The organism is Priestia sp. D3YE.R1 (assembly GCF_049199565.1).
In the GTDB taxonomy this organism is placed as follows: domain Bacteria; phylum Bacillota; class Bacilli; order Bacillales; family Bacillaceae_H; genus Priestia; species Priestia aryabhattai.
Genome location: NZ_JBLTHW010000001.1, coordinates 1,843,151 through 1,860,859 on the forward strand (window position 1 = coordinate 1,843,151; position 17,709 = coordinate 1,860,859).

Consider the following 17,709-nt stretch of genomic DNA (forward strand, 5'->3'; position numbering starts at 1 on the left):
GATTCCTTATTATGTATAAATTTGATTCATTTGTAAATAAAAAGCCGCTTGCTACCAAAAATAGCAAGCGGCTTTTTATTATCGATGCTGGTTAATATCACGCAGTATATCTTTGCTAGCCTGATAATCTTTTTCTCGTTCTTTTTCCACCTGTAGACGTTTGTCTAGTTTACGGCTATATTCAGCATACCCCACGCCGTGAGAAAGCTGCATGGCCTTTTCCATTTCTGACGTGTACGTTAGGTGAAGTGCGATAATGAATCAATCCTTTCAGCATTTTTCACTTGTGGCACATGTATTGCTGCTCAAGTGTTTGGATGTTTATGATTCTTGAAGTCTTTCTAGAAATCGTTTTCCCTGTAGCTCTGGATCTAAACATCAAATGATTAAAATTTCATAACATTCCAGTTAAAAGCCTTTTTTTCTTGCGTAGTATCCCATATAATAGCAGGAACAACGTTTTTAAAGGAGTTATATATGAACAATACAAAACGAGTATGGTTTGATTTACTTTTTTATATCGCTATTCCTTACCTAATATGGAACCAAGGAAAAGACATTATTGGTGATTACTATGCCATTTTGCTTTCAACAGCACCAGCGTTTGTGTATACCATTTATACATTTATTAAAGATCGCCAGTTTAACGTAACAGGATTGTTTATTGTCATTACACTGCTGGCACGTACAATTATTGATTTAATCTCAGGGAACGCAGCAACGATGTTAAACAATCAAGTATACTTTATGATTGGACTGGCTGTAGTTGTCCTTTTTACCATTGTGGTAAAAAAGCCAATTGGTTTGTACTTTTTTGTAGATACGGCTTACTTAATGGGCTATAAGCGGGAAGATTCTTTAAAGCTCTTCCACCAGCCTGGTCTATTCAAAATGATGAACTGGCTTACGGTACTGTTCGCAGGTCGCTATGTATTTTTAGCGATTGTAAAATACGTATTGATTCAAAAGTACGGAGTAGAAGGGTATGGAAACATGATTGTATTCCGTCAGGCTGTTACGTGGGCATTCTCCATTTTAATTGCTGTCTACACGTATTTTATTTATAAAAAAATTCAAGATAAAACAGGGATTGATAATCCAATGAATCCAAATGTAAATGAATAGAAAAAGAAGCGTGCGTTTAGCTAACGTACGCTTTTCTGTTACAAAACAGTGAAAAGTGCTCAAAATACTAACATCTTATTTGAATTTAATAGTAAAATAACTCTATTAAGAAAAGGATGAAAGTAGGCCAAGAAATGAAACTATTATTAACATGTCAAAAGCAACCTTACCGAATTTTAGAAATGATTATGGTATTTTTCACCTTAATTTTTGTCTTACTGTCGTTTTCCGATTACCGTCAGCTTTTTTTTCTTGTGTTTACACTTGGAATTGTATTTGCTATTCGAGCGTTTGAAATGCAAGAAGGAGAGAAAAAGACTCAAGGTAACATCTGGCTGCTTATTGGTGTCATGATGATTTTGCTAGATATTGTTTTATTTGTTGTTTACGCGATTAACCGGCCTTAAACAAATTAAAAAATGTATAATATAAGAAATATCACCAAAAAGCTTTTTAAACTAAATACTGAATTACGATAGGAATGAGATCTAGTGAATGAATCTTTCAAAGCTTTAGCAGATCCAACACGAAGGAAAATTCTAGAACTTCTAAAGGAAAGTAATTTAACAGCCGGTGAAGTTTCCGATCATTTCAATATGACTAAACCTAGTATATCTAATCATTTGAAAATACTTAAGCAGGGTGAGTTGATTCAAGGCAAAAAACAGGGACAATTTATTATATATTCTTTAAATAATAATACATTTCAAAACTTAATTTCTTGGTTTACTACCTTCGAAAGGGGAGAAAAATAAATAACATCTTTATGTGCTAAGTTCAATTGTTTTCTTTAGAATTAGTATAAAAATTTTTGTTTTCTTAGTTTAGTATAAGATGCGTCGATAACACCTGTGCTAAATTAAAAGAAAAGTAGCTACAATTACTCTTGTACAGATGGATTTAAAAGAACACTCCATTAACCTCTACTATATTTCAACGAATCCAACCAAAAATACAAAGTCAGCCAGATATATTATTTAAAGTCTTAATACTTCAGATTCTACACCGTTTTATACCCTATGCCATCGTTTAGAGAATTGACAATAGAAATATTGTTGATAAGAAACACTGGCTTGTTGTAATGAGAATTTAATTGTGTATTGACTAACAGGGTAAAATAGCGCAAAAAAAGAAAAGACAAACTCCACCTATTGGTGAAGCTTGTCAAAAGTATAGTTCAGTTCAGTTTTCATTATAATTAGTGATTAAGTAGGATGCGTAAGCTTTGTACTATTCAGGCCAGACTAGAATCAAAGAATGATCTTAAAAGAGGCAGGATTTCTGATATCTTATTTTTAGGATGAAATATTATTTTATTTATGTTTCCGGAATAATGGTAACTCCAATTGTTCTTATTGGAGCACCTTTTTGAGTATTCTGGTTCGTTGTTTTATAATACTTTAGCATAAGATCATTTAATTCTTTTTGAAAACTACTGAAGCTTTCATCATCAAGTTTTAATTCTAACAGTGAAAAAGTTGAACCATCTTCTGAGCAACCTCGTTCTGCCAACTTATTAAGATAGTTTTGGTATTGAGTCACCAGGGATAATTGATAATAAGAATAATAGTTTAACTTCTCCTCATTAGAGGTTTTTTTCCATTCATCACCATTAAGTCTTGCCTCCTCTTCATTTAGGACGTAGTATTTTTCGGATACTGACCTTACTTTTTTTTCTTTTACAATGCGAATAACTCCTGCATCTAATAAAACTTGTATATGTCTATATAATGTTGCTTGAGGTACATCTTTAATAATTTTCAACATTTCAAGTGGTGTTAATCCATTTTCTCTATTTCTCATTAAGGCTTGGGAAATCTTGATTCTTACAGGGTGCATTAAAATTTCAGCTTTATTAATCATCAGCTTCTCCTTGCTATATAAATTTTTGTTAGATATTCAAATTTTATTAAAAGGGATGTTATCTATATCCTTTTATCAAATAGATTATGAATAATACTGCGATTTTGTCATACAGTCTATTGTTAGAAACATGTTTATAGAAAAAAAGAATACATTTAGTGAACAAATATATCCTTATTTAAAGTATTTAATTCACGTTTTCAAAATTTTATATTCCTATAATTAATTGTTGGAAGGCGAAAAGACAGTTCAGATTCTAAGCTTATATAAACATGCCCGAACTCACTATTATTTATAATGATAATATTATTATAAATAATAACAATAACTAAAACAATATTTTAAATAATAAAAAGAAAAAGGTGCAATATTCCATTTTACATGTTATCATTATCAATAATGATAATATTTATATTAAATTGATTAAAACTAAAGGAGTGAACTACATGAATTTGCATTATGGATTGGATGATTTAAAGGAAATTGATATCATGTCTTTTTTACCAATTATTTTACCCGTAGTAGTTATTGGAATAGTTTTAATTCTAATTGCGCTAATAGATTTGTACAGAAACAGAAAAACCCGAAAAAACGTTTTAATGTGGACCCTTATCATTATTTTTGTAAATACTCTTGGTCCAATATTGTACTTTGTTATAGGCAGAAAGGACAGTGAAACAATATGAAGTTAGAAATTAAAAACGTTACCAAAAAATTTAAAAATAAAATAGCGGTTAATAACTTTTCAATGGAAGTTGAGTCCGGTGAATGTGTCGGATTAATAGGACCTAATGGAGCGGGTAAGTCTACGCTTATAAAAATGATTTCTGATATTATCGATCCAAGTACAGGAGAAGTGTTACTTGATGGCAAGAAGATTTCAAAACTCAAAAAAGAAATTGGTTACTTACCACAATATCCTAATTTTTTTCACTGGATGACTGCTAAAGAAACTTTAACTTTCATGGGGCAGTTGTCAGGAATAAAAAAAGAGGAGCTGACAAGAGCTATTCCCGAAATCATGTCGAAAGTAGGGCTGAAAGGAGAGGAAAACTCCAAGGTTAGAACCTTTTCGGGAGGGATGAAGCAGAGACTGGGCATTGCACAGGCATTGTTACATAAACCATCGTTAATTGTAATGGATGAACCCGTTTCAGCGTTAGATCCAATTGGTCGCAGAGAAGTGTTAAATATCATAAAAGAAATAAAGAAAGAGGCTACCATCTTGTTATCAACTCACATATTGGGAGACGCAGAAGAAATATGTGAAAGATTTGTCGTTATAAAGAATGGAGAGAAAATTGAAGATACGACTATGAGCGAATTACTAAATAAGAATAGTAAAAATAAAATCAATGTAGATATCACAGCCCAAAGCCATGATTGGATTGAAGTTATTAAAGGTTTGAACTATGTAAAAAATGTAGACGTAGTCGGTAATACAGTAAAGATAGAAGTAGACAATATTAAATCTAACAAGAATATGTTGCTGACCAATGCTTTAGAACATAATGTAGACCTTAATAGGTTTGAAATAGCTAACGATACGTTAGAAGAAATATTCTTAAAGTTGGTGGTGGAAAAATGAATCATTTTAATGTACTAGTAAAAAAAGAATTTGTTCAATCAGTACGCGAATTTAAGATTATTTGGCTACCTCTTGTATTTATATTTTTAGGCATCACCCAGCCAGTGGTAAGTTACTATTTACCTTCAATCTTAAAAGCGCTTGGCGGAGGGCAAGGTATTACTATTGATCCCAACATGGCGGCGCAAAAAGGAGGAGAAGTTCTTGCTAGCACCTTGGGTTCACAATTTGATCAACTTGGAGTTATGATTATCATTGTTTCGATGATGGGAATTATACAATCCGACAAAGCCAATGGCATGTTAGCCTTCATTCTTACTAGACCTGTAACCGTAATATCCTATATTAGTGGAAAAATCATTTCTAACTACTTATTTATTGCTTGCAGTGTCGCATTAGGATACTTAGTTTCATATGCATATACTAGTTTATTATTCACAGCTGTTAATTTTATAGATTTACTAGTAGCTTTGTTATTTTATCTAGTATGGATTTTATTTATTGTTTCATTCACTACAATGATCAGTACTATTTTTAATAGCCAAGGAATAATTGCATTAATTTCAATTGTATTTCTATTAGCATGTAGAATTATGGTCGGTTTAAGTCCTGTGATAGATAACATCAACCCAGCAAGTATGAGCAAACATGCTATGGAACTATTAATTGTAGGAAAAACTAGTATGGACGTAATATGGAGTTTATTAGCAGCTCTTATATTCACAGCGCTGACAATTTTGATTACAAATGCCTGGATTTCCAAAAAGAAATTTCATTCTGAATAAATAAAGAAGAAAATAATATTAACTATAGAGGGATGGGAGGGTAATACTATTGTTAAGCATTACAAACCTAGAGAAAAGTTACTCAGATAAGAAGATTTTAAACGGGGTAAATTTAAAAGTAGAAAAAGGAGAAATTTTAGGCTTTGTTGGAGCAAATGGGGCAGGTAAAACAACTACTTTAAATATTATTACTGGTATTTTGGATTGTAATAATGGAAAGATTGAAATTAATGGGTTACCTAAAGAAAGCGGAATAGAATACAAAAGGCAATTCTTTTTTATTCCGGACACTATTAATATATATAAGAACATTTCAGGGATGGATTGGATTCTTTTCTTGATGAATTTATATAATAATAAAAATCATGAAAAGTTGAATGAGTACGTAAATTTGTTTGGTATGCAAGAATCTATTAAAAAACCCACAGGAACCTATTCATACGGTATGTTGCATAAGCTCCTCTTAATTGCAGCTTTTACAATAAATCCACCCATTATTATAATGGATGAACCATTAAATGGCTTAGATCCAAATGCTGTTTTAGTTTTCAAAAGATTAATTAAACAATACGTGGAAAAGGGAGGAACAGTATTTTTTTCTACACATTTACTAGATGTAGCAGAAAAGATTTGCAATACAGTAGCTATCTTAAAAGAAGGAAAAATCATTTTACACGGTCAAATAAAAAATATAATAGGTGAAAAATCATTAGAATCTATTTTTATGGAGGCGCAAATATATGAAGGAAAAACTTCAATTAACTAAATTTTTCATTTATTCCTTCTATAAAAAGCCAAAGCAAACAATGTTAAAAGTTGTTTTATTGATAGCCATTTTTTATATGGTTTGTCAACTAACTATTATAAACGCTTTTGTTTTTTTTCTTGGAGATACTTCCATTTTTATAGTTTATAATTTGATGCTTTCATGCCTTCTTGTATATGTATTTACTGGCTATTTATCAACTTCGCAGGCTTTTGCTTATAATGAATTCAAATTATTAACACCTTTACCACTTTCAAGTAAGAATATTTCAATGGCAAAGGTAACTAGCAGCATATGGATACCTATTTTTCTCTCAATAATAATCCAAATACCAACCCTAGGGTTTTTAATAGTGGATTTCAAATTTGTAGAAGCAATTAAACTGTGTTTATTCATTCCAGTTGTTAATGGGCTAATTGCACTTTTTTTGATGTTTGTTCTGTCTTTTATAAACAGGTATTATTATAAATTTAAAAGTAAATTAGTTTATTTATTAATAAATATTTTTATTATGTTGTTAATTCCGTTCCTTTTATTTATGTATTTTATTAGAAAATCAAGCTTAGAACTATCAAAATTAGTATCCCAAATAGATATTAATTCCATTAAAGGGATTAAAAAATCGCTAGAATTTATCCTTGCATACATTTATGACATAACAACTACTGTGTCAGTAATGAAATCATTAGTCAAAATTTTAGTATCGGGTGAAATTAATATTTATTTTATATTGAGTTGTATTTCTATATTGGTAATTAGTTTTCTCTTTTATTATTTTATTATAGAAAATATTTCGGTGAATTATTTTAAGAATGGCGTATCAGAAAATAGTAAAATAAGCTTAAAAAGCTCAAAAGTCCGAATAACTAAAAATCAATGGAGCAACTACCTACAAAGAGAAATATGGATTATTAAGTCTGAGGCTTATTTTAAAATGCAAGTTGTACTGGGCTTTCTATTACCCATAATTTTCACTACTATATTATTGATTTTAATACAAAATGAAGTATTACCAGATAATTTAAATATAACAAAAGATGGATTTCTTAATAAATATTTTTCATATTCTGTTCTATTCTTTTGTTGCATAAATAATATCAGTGGAACACCTTATTCAAGAGAAGGGACATACTACAACTTATTAAAGATAAACCCTTTTGATAGTAAGTATGTATATTTTTCTAAAGTAATATTTGCGTCTACCGTGAGTGTGGGAGCTGTATTATTAAGTTTCTTACTTTTCGCCCTTTTTGGCCATTCGAAGCTAGAGGATTTTGTTATGATGCTAATCATTTCCTGTTTGGTAGTTTGTTACAACCTGTTAACTCCACTATTCGATATGAAAAATCCAAGTACCGAATGGGATAATCCTTCTGAAGCCATAAAATCAAATCCAAATGTATTGATCAGTCTTTTATATGGAATGCCCATGTTGATAGTCATCGCTGCTCTTCATTTCTGTTTGATATGGATTGGTATTCAACCTTTCTTAGTAGATTTCATAATATTGGCCATTGCAACAACCACAATTTTCATTTTGGTAAATAAATTAAAAACAACTCTATAAGACTCTTTACCTCGAAAAATATGATTCTTTGCTAAAAAAAGAGAATTGACACTAAATAAATTCAAAAAGGAGTGTCTGTATATTTATGGGGAAGCACCATGATAAAGATTTTAAAATGCACGCCGCTAGATTAGTAATAGAAAAGGGAAGAAAGCCAAGAGAATTAGCAGAAGAGCTTAATATTTCCGTACCAACATTACGCAATTGGATAAATATCTATAAAGAAAAAAGAGAAAGTGAACTGAAGTTTATAGAAAAATCCACTTCATATCCTATCAGATCAGAAGAAAAAGATAAAATAATTAAAGATTTGAAGGAAGAAAACGAGATCTTAAGAAAAGCTATGTATGTTCTTACAAAAAAGCCATAAAATAAAGATTGACCATATTTAACTTGTTTTTATTAACGTAAAACAAATTAAATATGGTTTTTTTATTTTAGTTTAATATCTGTTTAAATATAAAATTCAATCGAATTTCACAAGGAAATTTTGCTTTTGATAGATGCTAAATTTATATGAATATTAATTCCTATCATCTTAATTTTTTAATTAAAAGAGCATTATTATTATGACTTTAAGAATATATAAAGTTTAAAAAAACGGAAAATATGACATTTAATTCATAAATTTTACAAATTACAGATAGACTCGACAAAATTACTGTGTTAAAATGTTATCGATAATGATAATGAGTAATATTTTAACTAATAAAAAGTAATTTTTTACATTTTTATGATATTTTTTTATTAATTTTAAGAATAAAATAGCTTATTAGTTTGTTATATTCACTTGAAAGGAGGGGAATAAATGTTTGAATATTATAAATATGGCGAAAACACTTATAAAACTTTTACTGAATTTCACCGACTAGATTCCATTGACATGAAGGATGCTAATGAAATTTTTAATGAAAGAGAGTATGAATATTTGGAGATGTATAGGGCTAGTAAGAGAATAGTAGAGGTAAAAAAAAGTTTGTACTGTGGAAAATCTGCTATTAGAGCATTCTTAGGACTAGATTTAAGTCAAATAAAAAATATTTCTCTGTTAAAAGGAGTTTTTGGCCAACCTGTTATTGTTAATAACATTGGTCTACCTATAAGCTTAGGGATCTCTATCACTCATACACATAAAACTTTAGGGATATTAATTTTTGATCAATTACACCCCATGGGAATTGATATTGAAACTAAAACGAAAAATGATTCAGAATTTCTTGGTACATATTTAACAAAATGCGAAAGAAAAATGATTGAAGAAAGTAAAGGGATATTAAGTAAAGAAACTCTTTTCAGTGCAAAAGAAAGTTTATCAAAAGTACTAAAGACGGGATTGACTTCTCCACTTTCAATTTATGAGATATCAGAATGGGCTGTTGACAATAATATTATCTCATTTTTTTATAAAAATTTTGTACAATACAAGTCTACCGTAATGATTATGGAAGATGAGATAAGAAGTATTACACTTCCAATTAAGTCAGAAAAAATAATAAATTAGGAGAATGTAAATGGAAATAAATTCGGAATTGAAAAACACTAATAAATTTGCACAGTTTTTTTTTAAAACCCCAAAAAAGTATGGTGAATCACTACTTTATTTGCTATCACTGAGTTTAATTGCGGGTGCTGAAACAACTCTCTTACTGTATTCTACAACCCAAAAAGGTATGAATGTTTTAAATGGGAGTTCTATTTCGGAAATGGGACCTATGAATTTTATCATAAGTACAATTGCAATGGGTTCTTTAGGCTTACTATTCACATTTATTGTTCAAATCTTAATTGTGTACTTATTATATTTAGTGTTAAAAGAGAAGCCAGTAAATATAAAAGGAATTTTCCAGGCAGTAGTCAATGCAGGGATGTTGATTGTTCTAGGGTCTGGCGTTAATGCATTAGTTGCCCTCTCTGTTAATGCAAAAGAAACAACATTCACTAGTTTAGCTCTATTGGTGAAAGAAAAAAATTCTTTGCTTCATACATTTGTGGCTGAATTTGAACTATTTTATATTGCTAGTTTAATTCTTTTTAGTTTTAGCCTAGAAAAATTAACATTTATTAAAAGGAAAAATGCAGTAATAATTACGATTACCGTCGCCCTCATTTCTTTTGTTTTTCATATAATGACAGTAGCTTCCGGTACATATTTAAAATGATTGGAGGAATAGTACAAACATGAATTCTTTAGTATATCTATTTGAAGAAACCGTAAGAAGTTATAGCGATAATATTGCTATAAAAAATAAAAATAAAGACTACTCATATAAAGAAACAAATAGTATAGCAAATAAAATAGCAAGATACTTACAGTATAGTGGCATAAGAAAGGGAGATAATGTAGGAATTTATATTGAAAAATCTGAATACGTTCTATTTTTAATTTTGGCATTACTTAAATTAGGTGCAAGCTATGTACCTATCGACCCTAAGAGTCCACCTCAAAGAGTAAAACATATCATAAAGAATTCTGAATTGAAATTATTAATAAGCGACGTAGATAGAGTAGATAATCAAATATGCAAACATTTAAGTATAGATAATCTTTTAGTAGAATATATGGATTTTTCTTCTGAAAACCTCCATGTAATAATTGCTCCTGAGGATCCAGCATACATAATTTTCACATCAGGTTCTACTGGCATTCCAAAGGGTGTATGTGTATCTCATGAAAATGTAGTAAATTTATTTTCAGCATCCAAGGAGTTATTTAACTTTAACGATAAGGATAAGTGGACATTTTTTCATTCATATGCCTTTGATTTTTCAGTTTGGGAAATGTGGGGAGCTTGGGCTTATGGAGGAACAGTTACAGTAATTTCGTTTGCAGAAAGTCGAAACCCGGTCGCCTTTGTTAACTTAATGGTAGATACACAAACAAGTATTTTTAATTGTACTCCAAGTGCTTTCTTTGAAATGAGTGAAGAGATTATAAAGCGTCAGCATGAATTAAATTTAAAGTATATTATTTTTGGAGGAGAAGCATTAAATTTTAAAAAGTTAACCTCTTGGTTTTTATCTTCCAATACTAATTTACCAAAGTTAATAAACATGTACGGAATAACTGAAACAACTGTTCATGTAACATACAAAGAAGTTACTAAAGATGATGTAAAAAAGGGAATTACAAATATAGGTAAAGTCTTACCTCATTTAGGTTTTAAAGTAATGAATCAAACCGGGCAAGAAGTAAAGATAAATGAAGAAGGAGAGTTGTATGTTTCAGGTAAAGGGGTCTCATTAGGTTATTACAAAAATTCTGAAATGAATGAAAAAAAATTTATAAGTATTGATAACGTCCGATACTACAAATCTGGAGATATAGTAAAGGTTTTGAATAACGACGAACTACAGTATATTTCAAGAAACGACGACCAAGTACAACTGAGAGGTTTTAGAATTGAGCTAGGTGAGATTGAAAGCACTTATAATAATGTAAAACAAATTAGAAATGCTGTTGTTAAAGCAGATACAGTGTTTAACGACGATATACATTTAATCTTATACTATGTTTCTGATGAAGAACTAACTGATGACTATTTAAAGGAAAGCGTACGCAGCTCACTCCCGACATATATGATTCCTAGCTTCTTTATTAAAATAGATAAAATCCCACTAACAATAAATGGAAAAATAAACAAGTTATTATTACCTAAAGTAGCTACAAATAAGGATTATGAACCAGAATTATTTAGCAACGACACATTAATTGGTAAAAACGCAGAAAAAATAGTAAAACAAATAGTAGTAAAAGTGACAGGGGATAAGCTGATAGGTATTGATCAATCACTATTGAAGAGCGGAATGAATTCATTATTGATAATGAGATTGATTATGCAAATAAAAAACTTATTTAATATTGACCTTATTCCTTCAGAAATAATGGAGAATGACACTATTTCAAAATTGGCACAGTTTATATCGACTCGTAAAAGCCAAGGTGCATCCCAGGGTTCTACGCCTATAAAAATAAACCACAAAAAAATATATCCTTTAACATATGAACAAGAAAATTTATGGTTTATTTATCAAACAAATAAAGATAAAGCTTTATATAATACAGTATTTTCTTATGACATTTCAGGTGCAATTAATAAAGAAAAATTACAACTAGCTTTAAATAAGATGAGTGTACAACATCAAATTTTAAAGAGTGTAATAAAAGAGGATTCAGGAAAAGGTTCCTTGTTTTTTGATGATTCAATTTATCATTATATTGAATTTATAGACCTTTCTGATGTGTTCATAGATCAAGAAAAACAAATAGATGATTTAGTAGAAAAAGAAGTAACACGACAATTTGATTTAGAAAGTGGTCCGCTCCTATCAATTACATTAGTCAAGAAAAACAAAGGGAATTACCAATTAATCTGTAATATTCATCATATTATTTTTGATGGCTGGTCAATTCCTTTACTAGTTGAAGGCTGGTTTAATATCTACGAGAGCTTAGAAATTGAAGAATCAAGTCAAGGAAGACAGCATAACCCTTTACAATATGGAGATTACGCTCTATGGCAAAAGAATTCTTTAACTTATATCCAAGAAAAAGATGAGGATTTCTGGAGAAATGAACTAGCTACTATTAGTCAAAAATCTTTATTACAATATGATTATCCCAAAACCATAGATAGTAACAGTGACTCTAATATTGTCAGATTTTCAGTGCCCAAAGAGGTCCAAAACAATCTGAACAACCTGAATAAGAAAACAAGATCAACCTTATTTATGAGCTTGCTTACAGCATATCAAACTTTTTTGTCTGCATATTTAGACGAAAAGGAAGTTATCGTAGGAAGTCCCTTAGCAAAGAGAAACCACGTGGACTCTGAAAATATAATAGGATATTTCGTAAACACTTTGCCTTTTAAACTCAATATTTCAAAAGAGGATTCATTTGAAGAAACATTAATTAAAAATATTAAAAATATAACAAACGTCTTTGATCATCAGGACTTGCCAACGGAAAAGATATTGAAGCATTTACCTTTTGATCGAAACATAGATTCATCCCTTTTATTTGATACTGTCTTTGTCTTGCAAAATAACCAGAAAGCAAAGTTAACATATCAAGCTCTAAAATTAAAGCCTAAAAAAATTAATACATTTAAAGCAAAGTTTGATTTGGTAGTAGAAGTAGAAGAGCTAAATAATGAGTTATCCATTTCTTTTGAATATAAAAAAGCCTTATTTAATAAAAACACAATTGAAAGAATGGCAAGTAATTTTAAACATTGGCTGCAGGAAATAACTATGAAGACAGATGAACGTTTAATAGATTTATCCTATATTGAACCAGAGCAGTTGCAAACCATTATTAAAATGAGTACGAACAAAGTTGAGTGTGAAACAAAAAACAACCTCTCATTCAAAGACGTTATTACTAGATTTGAAAAAACAGTAAGTATGAACCCTAAAGATATTGCAATTGTTCATGGCACCAGCCATATAAATTATGAAGAATTAAATTCTAGAGCAAATCAAATTGCCCATTGGTTATTTCAAAACAAAGTTACAGTTGAAGATAAAATAGGCGTATTTATGGATAGGTCCATTGACATGATTACAGCTGTTTTAGCTATTATGAAAGTGGGAGCAGGATATGTCCCTCTGGATCCTTCACAACCAGAATCTAGACTTAAATATATGATTGAAGACTCTGAAATCATTTATTGTTTAACTAATGATGAGAATAAACTTAAATATCCAGGTGAAAGAACTAAATTACTATTAGTGGAGGAAAAAATAAATGAACTCCAAGGTGAATTGGTATGCTTTTCTTCAGTTAAATTGTCCAAAGGTAATCTAGCTTACATCATTTATACCTCAGGTACAACAGGAAAACCTAAAGGGGTCATGATTGAACATGGAGGATTAGCAAATCTTTGTGATTGGCACACTAATTATTATTCTCTAACTCAAAAAGATGCAGCATCACTTGCTTCTAACACTTCTTTTGATGCATCAATATGGGAAATTTTCCCTTATTTAACAAATGGAAATAAACTGACGATACTAGACTACTATGATTTACTGGACGTAGAGGTCCTCTCAGAAAAGTTGGAACAAGAACATATTTCCCTTGCATTCTTTTCTACAGGACTACTCGAGCAACTTTTTATTAACAAAATGAAGTTTCCAAAATCAATAAGAGCTCTTTTAACCGGGGGGGATCGTCTAAAAACAATTCCTAATCATCTAGAATTTGACTTGTATAATAACTATGGACCAACCGAGGGTACAGTTGTTTCTACATCTTGTAAAATTACTCCAAATAATGATGCGGTTATTCCTATTGGAAAGCCAATCCTTAATGTAGAGGCATATGTTTTTAATTCAAACATGAAACTCACCCCTATAGGACAAACTGGTGAACTATATATTGGAGGTAAAGGCGTTGCAAGGGGATATATAAATAACGAGGAAAAAACCCGTGAAAATTTCATTAGAAGTCCGTTCGCACCTTCAGAAAGATTGTACAAAACGGGAGATTTAGTACGTTACACAGAAGAAGGAAACTTACTGTTTGTAGGCAGGGTAGATGATCAAGTGAAAATTAGGGGGTTTCGAATAGAGTTAGGTGAAATCAATGCTGTTCTAAAAAATTGTCAAGGAATAAAAGATTGTGTAGTGACTATAAGAGATGAATTGAATTCAAAGAAAGCAATTCTAGCATATTATATTTCAGACATGGAAATAGATGATGCACATATTCGTAAATATATGAAAACTTACCTTCCTGATTATATGATTCCATCTTTTTTCATGAAAATGGACTCTTTTCCTTTAACCGCTAATGGAAAGGTAGATATAAGAAGCCTACCAGCCCTAAAGGTTAGTAATAAAAAAACGCCTACAAAAAAATATATTAGCAATACGGAAGAAAAATTATTAAAAATTTGGAAGAAAGTATTAAAAAATCAAAAAATAACCACATCCGATAATTTTTTCGAATGTGGAGGGGACTCTATCTTAAGTATTCAAATTTGCTCACTGGCAAAAAAAGAAAATCTGTTTATTACAACAAAAGATATTTTTGAAAAACAAACTATCGAAGAGCTTACTCAAATTGTGGAATTAAAATCTAATCTAAGAATAAGTCAGTCTGAGGTTTACGGAAAAGTATCATTAACTCCAATTCAGAGTTGGTTTTTTAATCAACATTTTGAGAATATAAACCATTGGAATCAATCTGTTACTCTAATTGGATACCCTTTATTAACTTTAGAAAAACTAAAAAAAATCATTTGTTATATCGTTGGACATCATGATGGATTAAGATCTGAGTTTTATAACAAAGAGCTATTTTCAACTGTTGAAAAAAATATAAAAAATAAAAAATTCTGGAATATAACATTTGTCGATCTCTCCAGTGTAGATAATAAAGTCAAAGAACAAGAAATAATTAAGCTAGAGAACGCTGCACAAAAAGCTATAAATATCGCAAAAGGGCCTATGATGCAGGTTGTGTGTATAAAAACAGAAGAAAATAATCATAGAATTATTTGGATTATTCATCATTTAATCGTAGATGGGGTTTCTTGGAGAATCTTGATTGAAGATTTTAATCAGTTATATCTTCAAGATCTAAATAATCAGGAACTGAAACTAAGTAATAAAACAACATCATTTAAAGAGTGGGCGAACAAACTAAATAGTTATAAAAACGAGATTCCTAAGGAAATCAAAGAGTATTGGCTTCAAGAATGTACTAAATTAAGTGATGACATATTAATTAAAGGAGACGATATCTATGACGGAAAATCTTTTAAAATAGAGCTCGATGCGGAAACAACTGAAAAGATTTATAACGTAATAACCAAACTTTGTCAAGCATCTCCAGATGAAATATATTTATCTCTTTTCAGCAGAATAATCGGAAAATATTTCAATAAAAAAGAAATTCCTATCACACTAGAAGGACATGGACGTGAAGAGGTCATTGAAAATATTGATTTGTCTAGAACTATAGGATGGTTTACCACTATGTATCCGATTTATTTAAAATGTAAAGAATCGTTATCAAAAACGATTAAAGAAACAAAGAGAAAACTAAGGGGTATTCCAAATAAAGGAATAGAGTATGGGATACTAGCGCAATTTTGTGGAGAAAAATATCTTCCCAAAAATAAGCCGGCTATTAGTTTTAACAATTTAGGGAAGTTTTCTCAAAGTGATGAAATATGTGCAAAAGAAGTTATCTTTTTAAGTGAAAATGACATTCAACAAAACTCCTATACTACACATGATATAGACCTTGAACTTCTTTTAGTGGAAGATAAGCAAATAATAAAAATTAACTACAATAAAAATTTTGTAGGTGCTAATTTCGAAAATTATATTTACACGGAATTACTAGAGTTACTAGAAAGCTTTGGAGAAGAGACAGAAAAAACAAGTAAATCACTAAATATCTTGGAACAATTCCCTATATTTCAAGGTACCGAAGGGCATAAATCATTACTCTGTAATGATTTGAGGATCATTGATATTTATGATTTAACCCATTTACAAAAAGGAATGCTGTATCACAGCTTATTCAATAGAGAAAGCCAAGAATACAAGGTGCAACTTATTTTTGAGATTAAAGGAAGTCTCAATATTTTAGAAATGAAAGACGCAATCAATGCTACGATTAAAAAACATGATATTTTAAAAACTAAATTTTACTCTGATAAAAAAGGAATATTTCATCAAGTGGTAATGGATGAATTAGAGGTAGAAGTTCAGTATAGAGAACTTCCATATACCCATATGGCTCTTGAAAATTTATTAACAACTCAGTACAGAAACATAGATATTGAGAACAATAAATTAAACAACTTTTTAATTATTAAGCAAGCTAATAATGACTATCTCTTAATATGGACCTTCCATCATATCCTTATGGATGGATGGAGTTATTCAATGGTGATAAAAGATGTTTTTAATTATTACCATTCAAAAAGGTTTTCTTCTGACAGAAATGCTTCATTTAAAAGCTATATTGAATATATGAAAGACTATACACAGCAAGCAAAACTTAAAAAATACTGGTCAGAAAAGTTGCAGAATTATTCCATATTGCAACCAAATTTAATACATTCATTCCAGAGTGAGGAACATATAGAAGGTTGCTATTCAAAACAGATAGATGAGGAATTAAGTACCTCTATTCAAAAGTTTTGTCAGAAATATAGGATTACGATTAATACCTTCTTTCTAACTATTTGGCTTTCTACATTAAAAGAAATAAAAGGAACAGAGAGTGTATGTTGTGGCGTAGTGACCTCAGGCAGGAATGTTTCGGTAAAACATATTGATGAGATAGTAGGACCAATTATCAACACTGTACCCTTTATAAAAAAGATGACGTCTACTAGTTCCTATGAGGAACTGCTAAAGGAGGTTCAAACAGAATTCTTAGAACTACGTGACTATGAGAATACGCCATTATCAAAAATTTATGAATGGACAAATATAAAAAGCCCATTGTTTGATTCATTATATGCTTTTGAGAATTACCCAATTGATTTACCAAGTACCGAAGAAATGGACGTGAAATTAAAAGAAGGAAGAGAAAAAACACATTATCCAATTGTCATCATTATCAATCCAGGCTCTAATGTTCAAATTAAATTTAATGAGTCAGTTATCGACGAAAAATTAAGAAACTCTTTTATTAAGGTATTTAATCAAATTTTAGACAAAATGTTGCAAAAAATAAAAGTTAAGTGAGGGAAAAAGACATGGAAATCATTACAATACCTGAAAAAACTTTAATTAAGGAAGAGCTTATTAGTTATTGGAAAGAAATTTTGGAGTATGAGGATTTTAGTGAGGACTCCAACTTCTTTGACCTAGGAGGGAACTCCCTTTTAGCCATGCAATTTATTCAAATGGTTAAAAATAACATGGGTGTTAAATTACCAATTAAGGTAATATTTGAACAATCAACCATTAAAGAACTTACAACACTGATTAAACATATAAAGGATATTAATAAATTGAATTAACTAGGAAAGAAAGGAGAGAA

General features: G+C 30.1%; 15 protein-coding genes. 13 read left to right on the plus strand and 2 right to left on the minus strand.

The genetic code is table 11. The features are described from left to right. Positions 1-78: 78 nt before the first annotated feature. Positions 79-225 carry a hypothetical protein gene (locus tag ACOZIR_RS09950; RefSeq protein ID WP_014459567.1) on the minus strand — a complete coding sequence of 49 codons (147 nt, stop codon included), beginning with the start codon at positions 223-225 and terminating at the stop codon, positions 79-81. 252 nt (positions 226-477) lie between these two features. On the opposite strand from ACOZIR_RS09950, the gene ACOZIR_RS09955 reads away from it, so the two are divergent. From ACOZIR_RS09955 to ACOZIR_RS09965, 3 genes are all read left to right on the plus strand, one after another. Continuing rightward, on the plus strand, positions 478-1,125 hold the full coding sequence (locus ACOZIR_RS09955) for a VC0807 family protein (protein WP_045292516.1): 648 nt from the start codon (positions 478-480) through the stop codon (positions 1,123-1,125). A 134-nt stretch (positions 1,126-1,259) separates the two neighbouring features. Further along, complete coding sequence (locus tag ACOZIR_RS09960; protein ID WP_237758463.1) at positions 1,260-1,532, plus strand: hypothetical protein; 273 nt, start codon at positions 1,260-1,262, stop codon at positions 1,530-1,532. An 84-nt stretch (positions 1,533-1,616) separates the two neighbouring features. Continuing rightward, positions 1,617-1,880, plus strand: a complete 264-nt coding sequence (locus ACOZIR_RS09965) for an autorepressor SdpR family transcription factor (RefSeq protein ID WP_045292514.1) — start codon at positions 1,617-1,619, stop codon at positions 1,878-1,880. Positions 1,881-2,442: 562 nt separating this feature from the next. Here ACOZIR_RS09965 and ACOZIR_RS09970 read toward each other — a convergent pair. Next, positions 2,443-2,988, minus strand: a complete 546-nt coding sequence (locus ACOZIR_RS09970; RefSeq protein WP_074894787.1) for a helix-turn-helix domain-containing protein — start codon at positions 2,986-2,988, stop codon at positions 2,443-2,445. Between the two features lie 446 nt (positions 2,989-3,434). Between ACOZIR_RS09970 and ACOZIR_RS09975 the strand changes: the two genes are divergently transcribed. From ACOZIR_RS09975 to ACOZIR_RS10020, 10 genes are all read left to right on the plus strand, one after another. After that, the gene (locus ACOZIR_RS09975) at positions 3,435-3,674 is read left to right on the plus strand and encodes a PLD nuclease N-terminal domain-containing protein (protein WP_045295588.1); all 240 of its coding nucleotides are present in this window, start codon (positions 3,435-3,437) and stop codon (positions 3,672-3,674) included. Further along, on the plus strand, positions 3,671-4,576 hold the full coding sequence (locus ACOZIR_RS09980) for an ABC transporter ATP-binding protein (protein ID WP_045295589.1): 906 nt from the start codon (positions 3,671-3,673) through the stop codon (positions 4,574-4,576). Before ACOZIR_RS09975 ends, ACOZIR_RS09980 begins: the two co-directional genes overlap by 4 nt. Then, on the plus strand, positions 4,573-5,361 hold the full coding sequence (locus tag ACOZIR_RS09985) for an ABC transporter permease (RefSeq protein ID WP_045295593.1): 789 nt from the start codon (positions 4,573-4,575) through the stop codon (positions 5,359-5,361). Before ACOZIR_RS09980 ends, ACOZIR_RS09985 begins: the two co-directional genes overlap by 4 nt. Before the next feature lie 49 nt (positions 5,362-5,410). Then, positions 5,411-6,127, plus strand: coding sequence for an ABC transporter ATP-binding protein (locus ACOZIR_RS09990; protein ID WP_045295594.1), 717 nt, complete (start codon positions 5,411-5,413; stop codon positions 6,125-6,127). Then, a complete protein-coding gene (locus ACOZIR_RS09995; protein ID WP_328120995.1) occupies positions 6,102-7,694 on the plus strand; it encodes a hypothetical protein in 1,593 nt (530 codons plus the stop codon). Before ACOZIR_RS09990 ends, ACOZIR_RS09995 begins: the two co-directional genes overlap by 26 nt. 85 nt (positions 7,695-7,779) lie before the next feature. Beyond that, positions 7,780-8,064 (plus strand): transposase, encoded by a 285-nt coding sequence (locus ACOZIR_RS10000; protein WP_045295597.1) that lies wholly within the window; start codon positions 7,780-7,782, stop codon positions 8,062-8,064. A 438-nt stretch (positions 8,065-8,502) separates the two neighbouring features. After that, a complete protein-coding gene (locus tag ACOZIR_RS10005; RefSeq protein ID WP_045295600.1) occupies positions 8,503-9,195 on the plus strand; it encodes a 4'-phosphopantetheinyl transferase family protein in 693 nt (230 codons plus the stop codon). Between the two features lie 10 nt (positions 9,196-9,205). Beyond that, positions 9,206-9,853, plus strand: coding sequence for a hypothetical protein (locus ACOZIR_RS10010; protein ID WP_045295601.1), 648 nt, complete (start codon positions 9,206-9,208; stop codon positions 9,851-9,853). A 19-nt stretch (positions 9,854-9,872) separates the two neighbouring features. Continuing rightward, entirely contained in the window at positions 9,873-17,411 is a 7,539-nt protein-coding gene (locus ACOZIR_RS10015) for an amino acid adenylation domain-containing protein (RefSeq protein ID WP_415382512.1), read from the plus strand. An 11-nt stretch (positions 17,412-17,422) separates the two neighbouring features. Next, positions 17,423-17,689, plus strand: coding sequence for an acyl carrier protein (locus tag ACOZIR_RS10020; protein ID WP_045295055.1), 267 nt, complete (start codon positions 17,423-17,425; stop codon positions 17,687-17,689). The last annotated feature ends 20 nt before the right edge of the window (positions 17,690-17,709 follow it).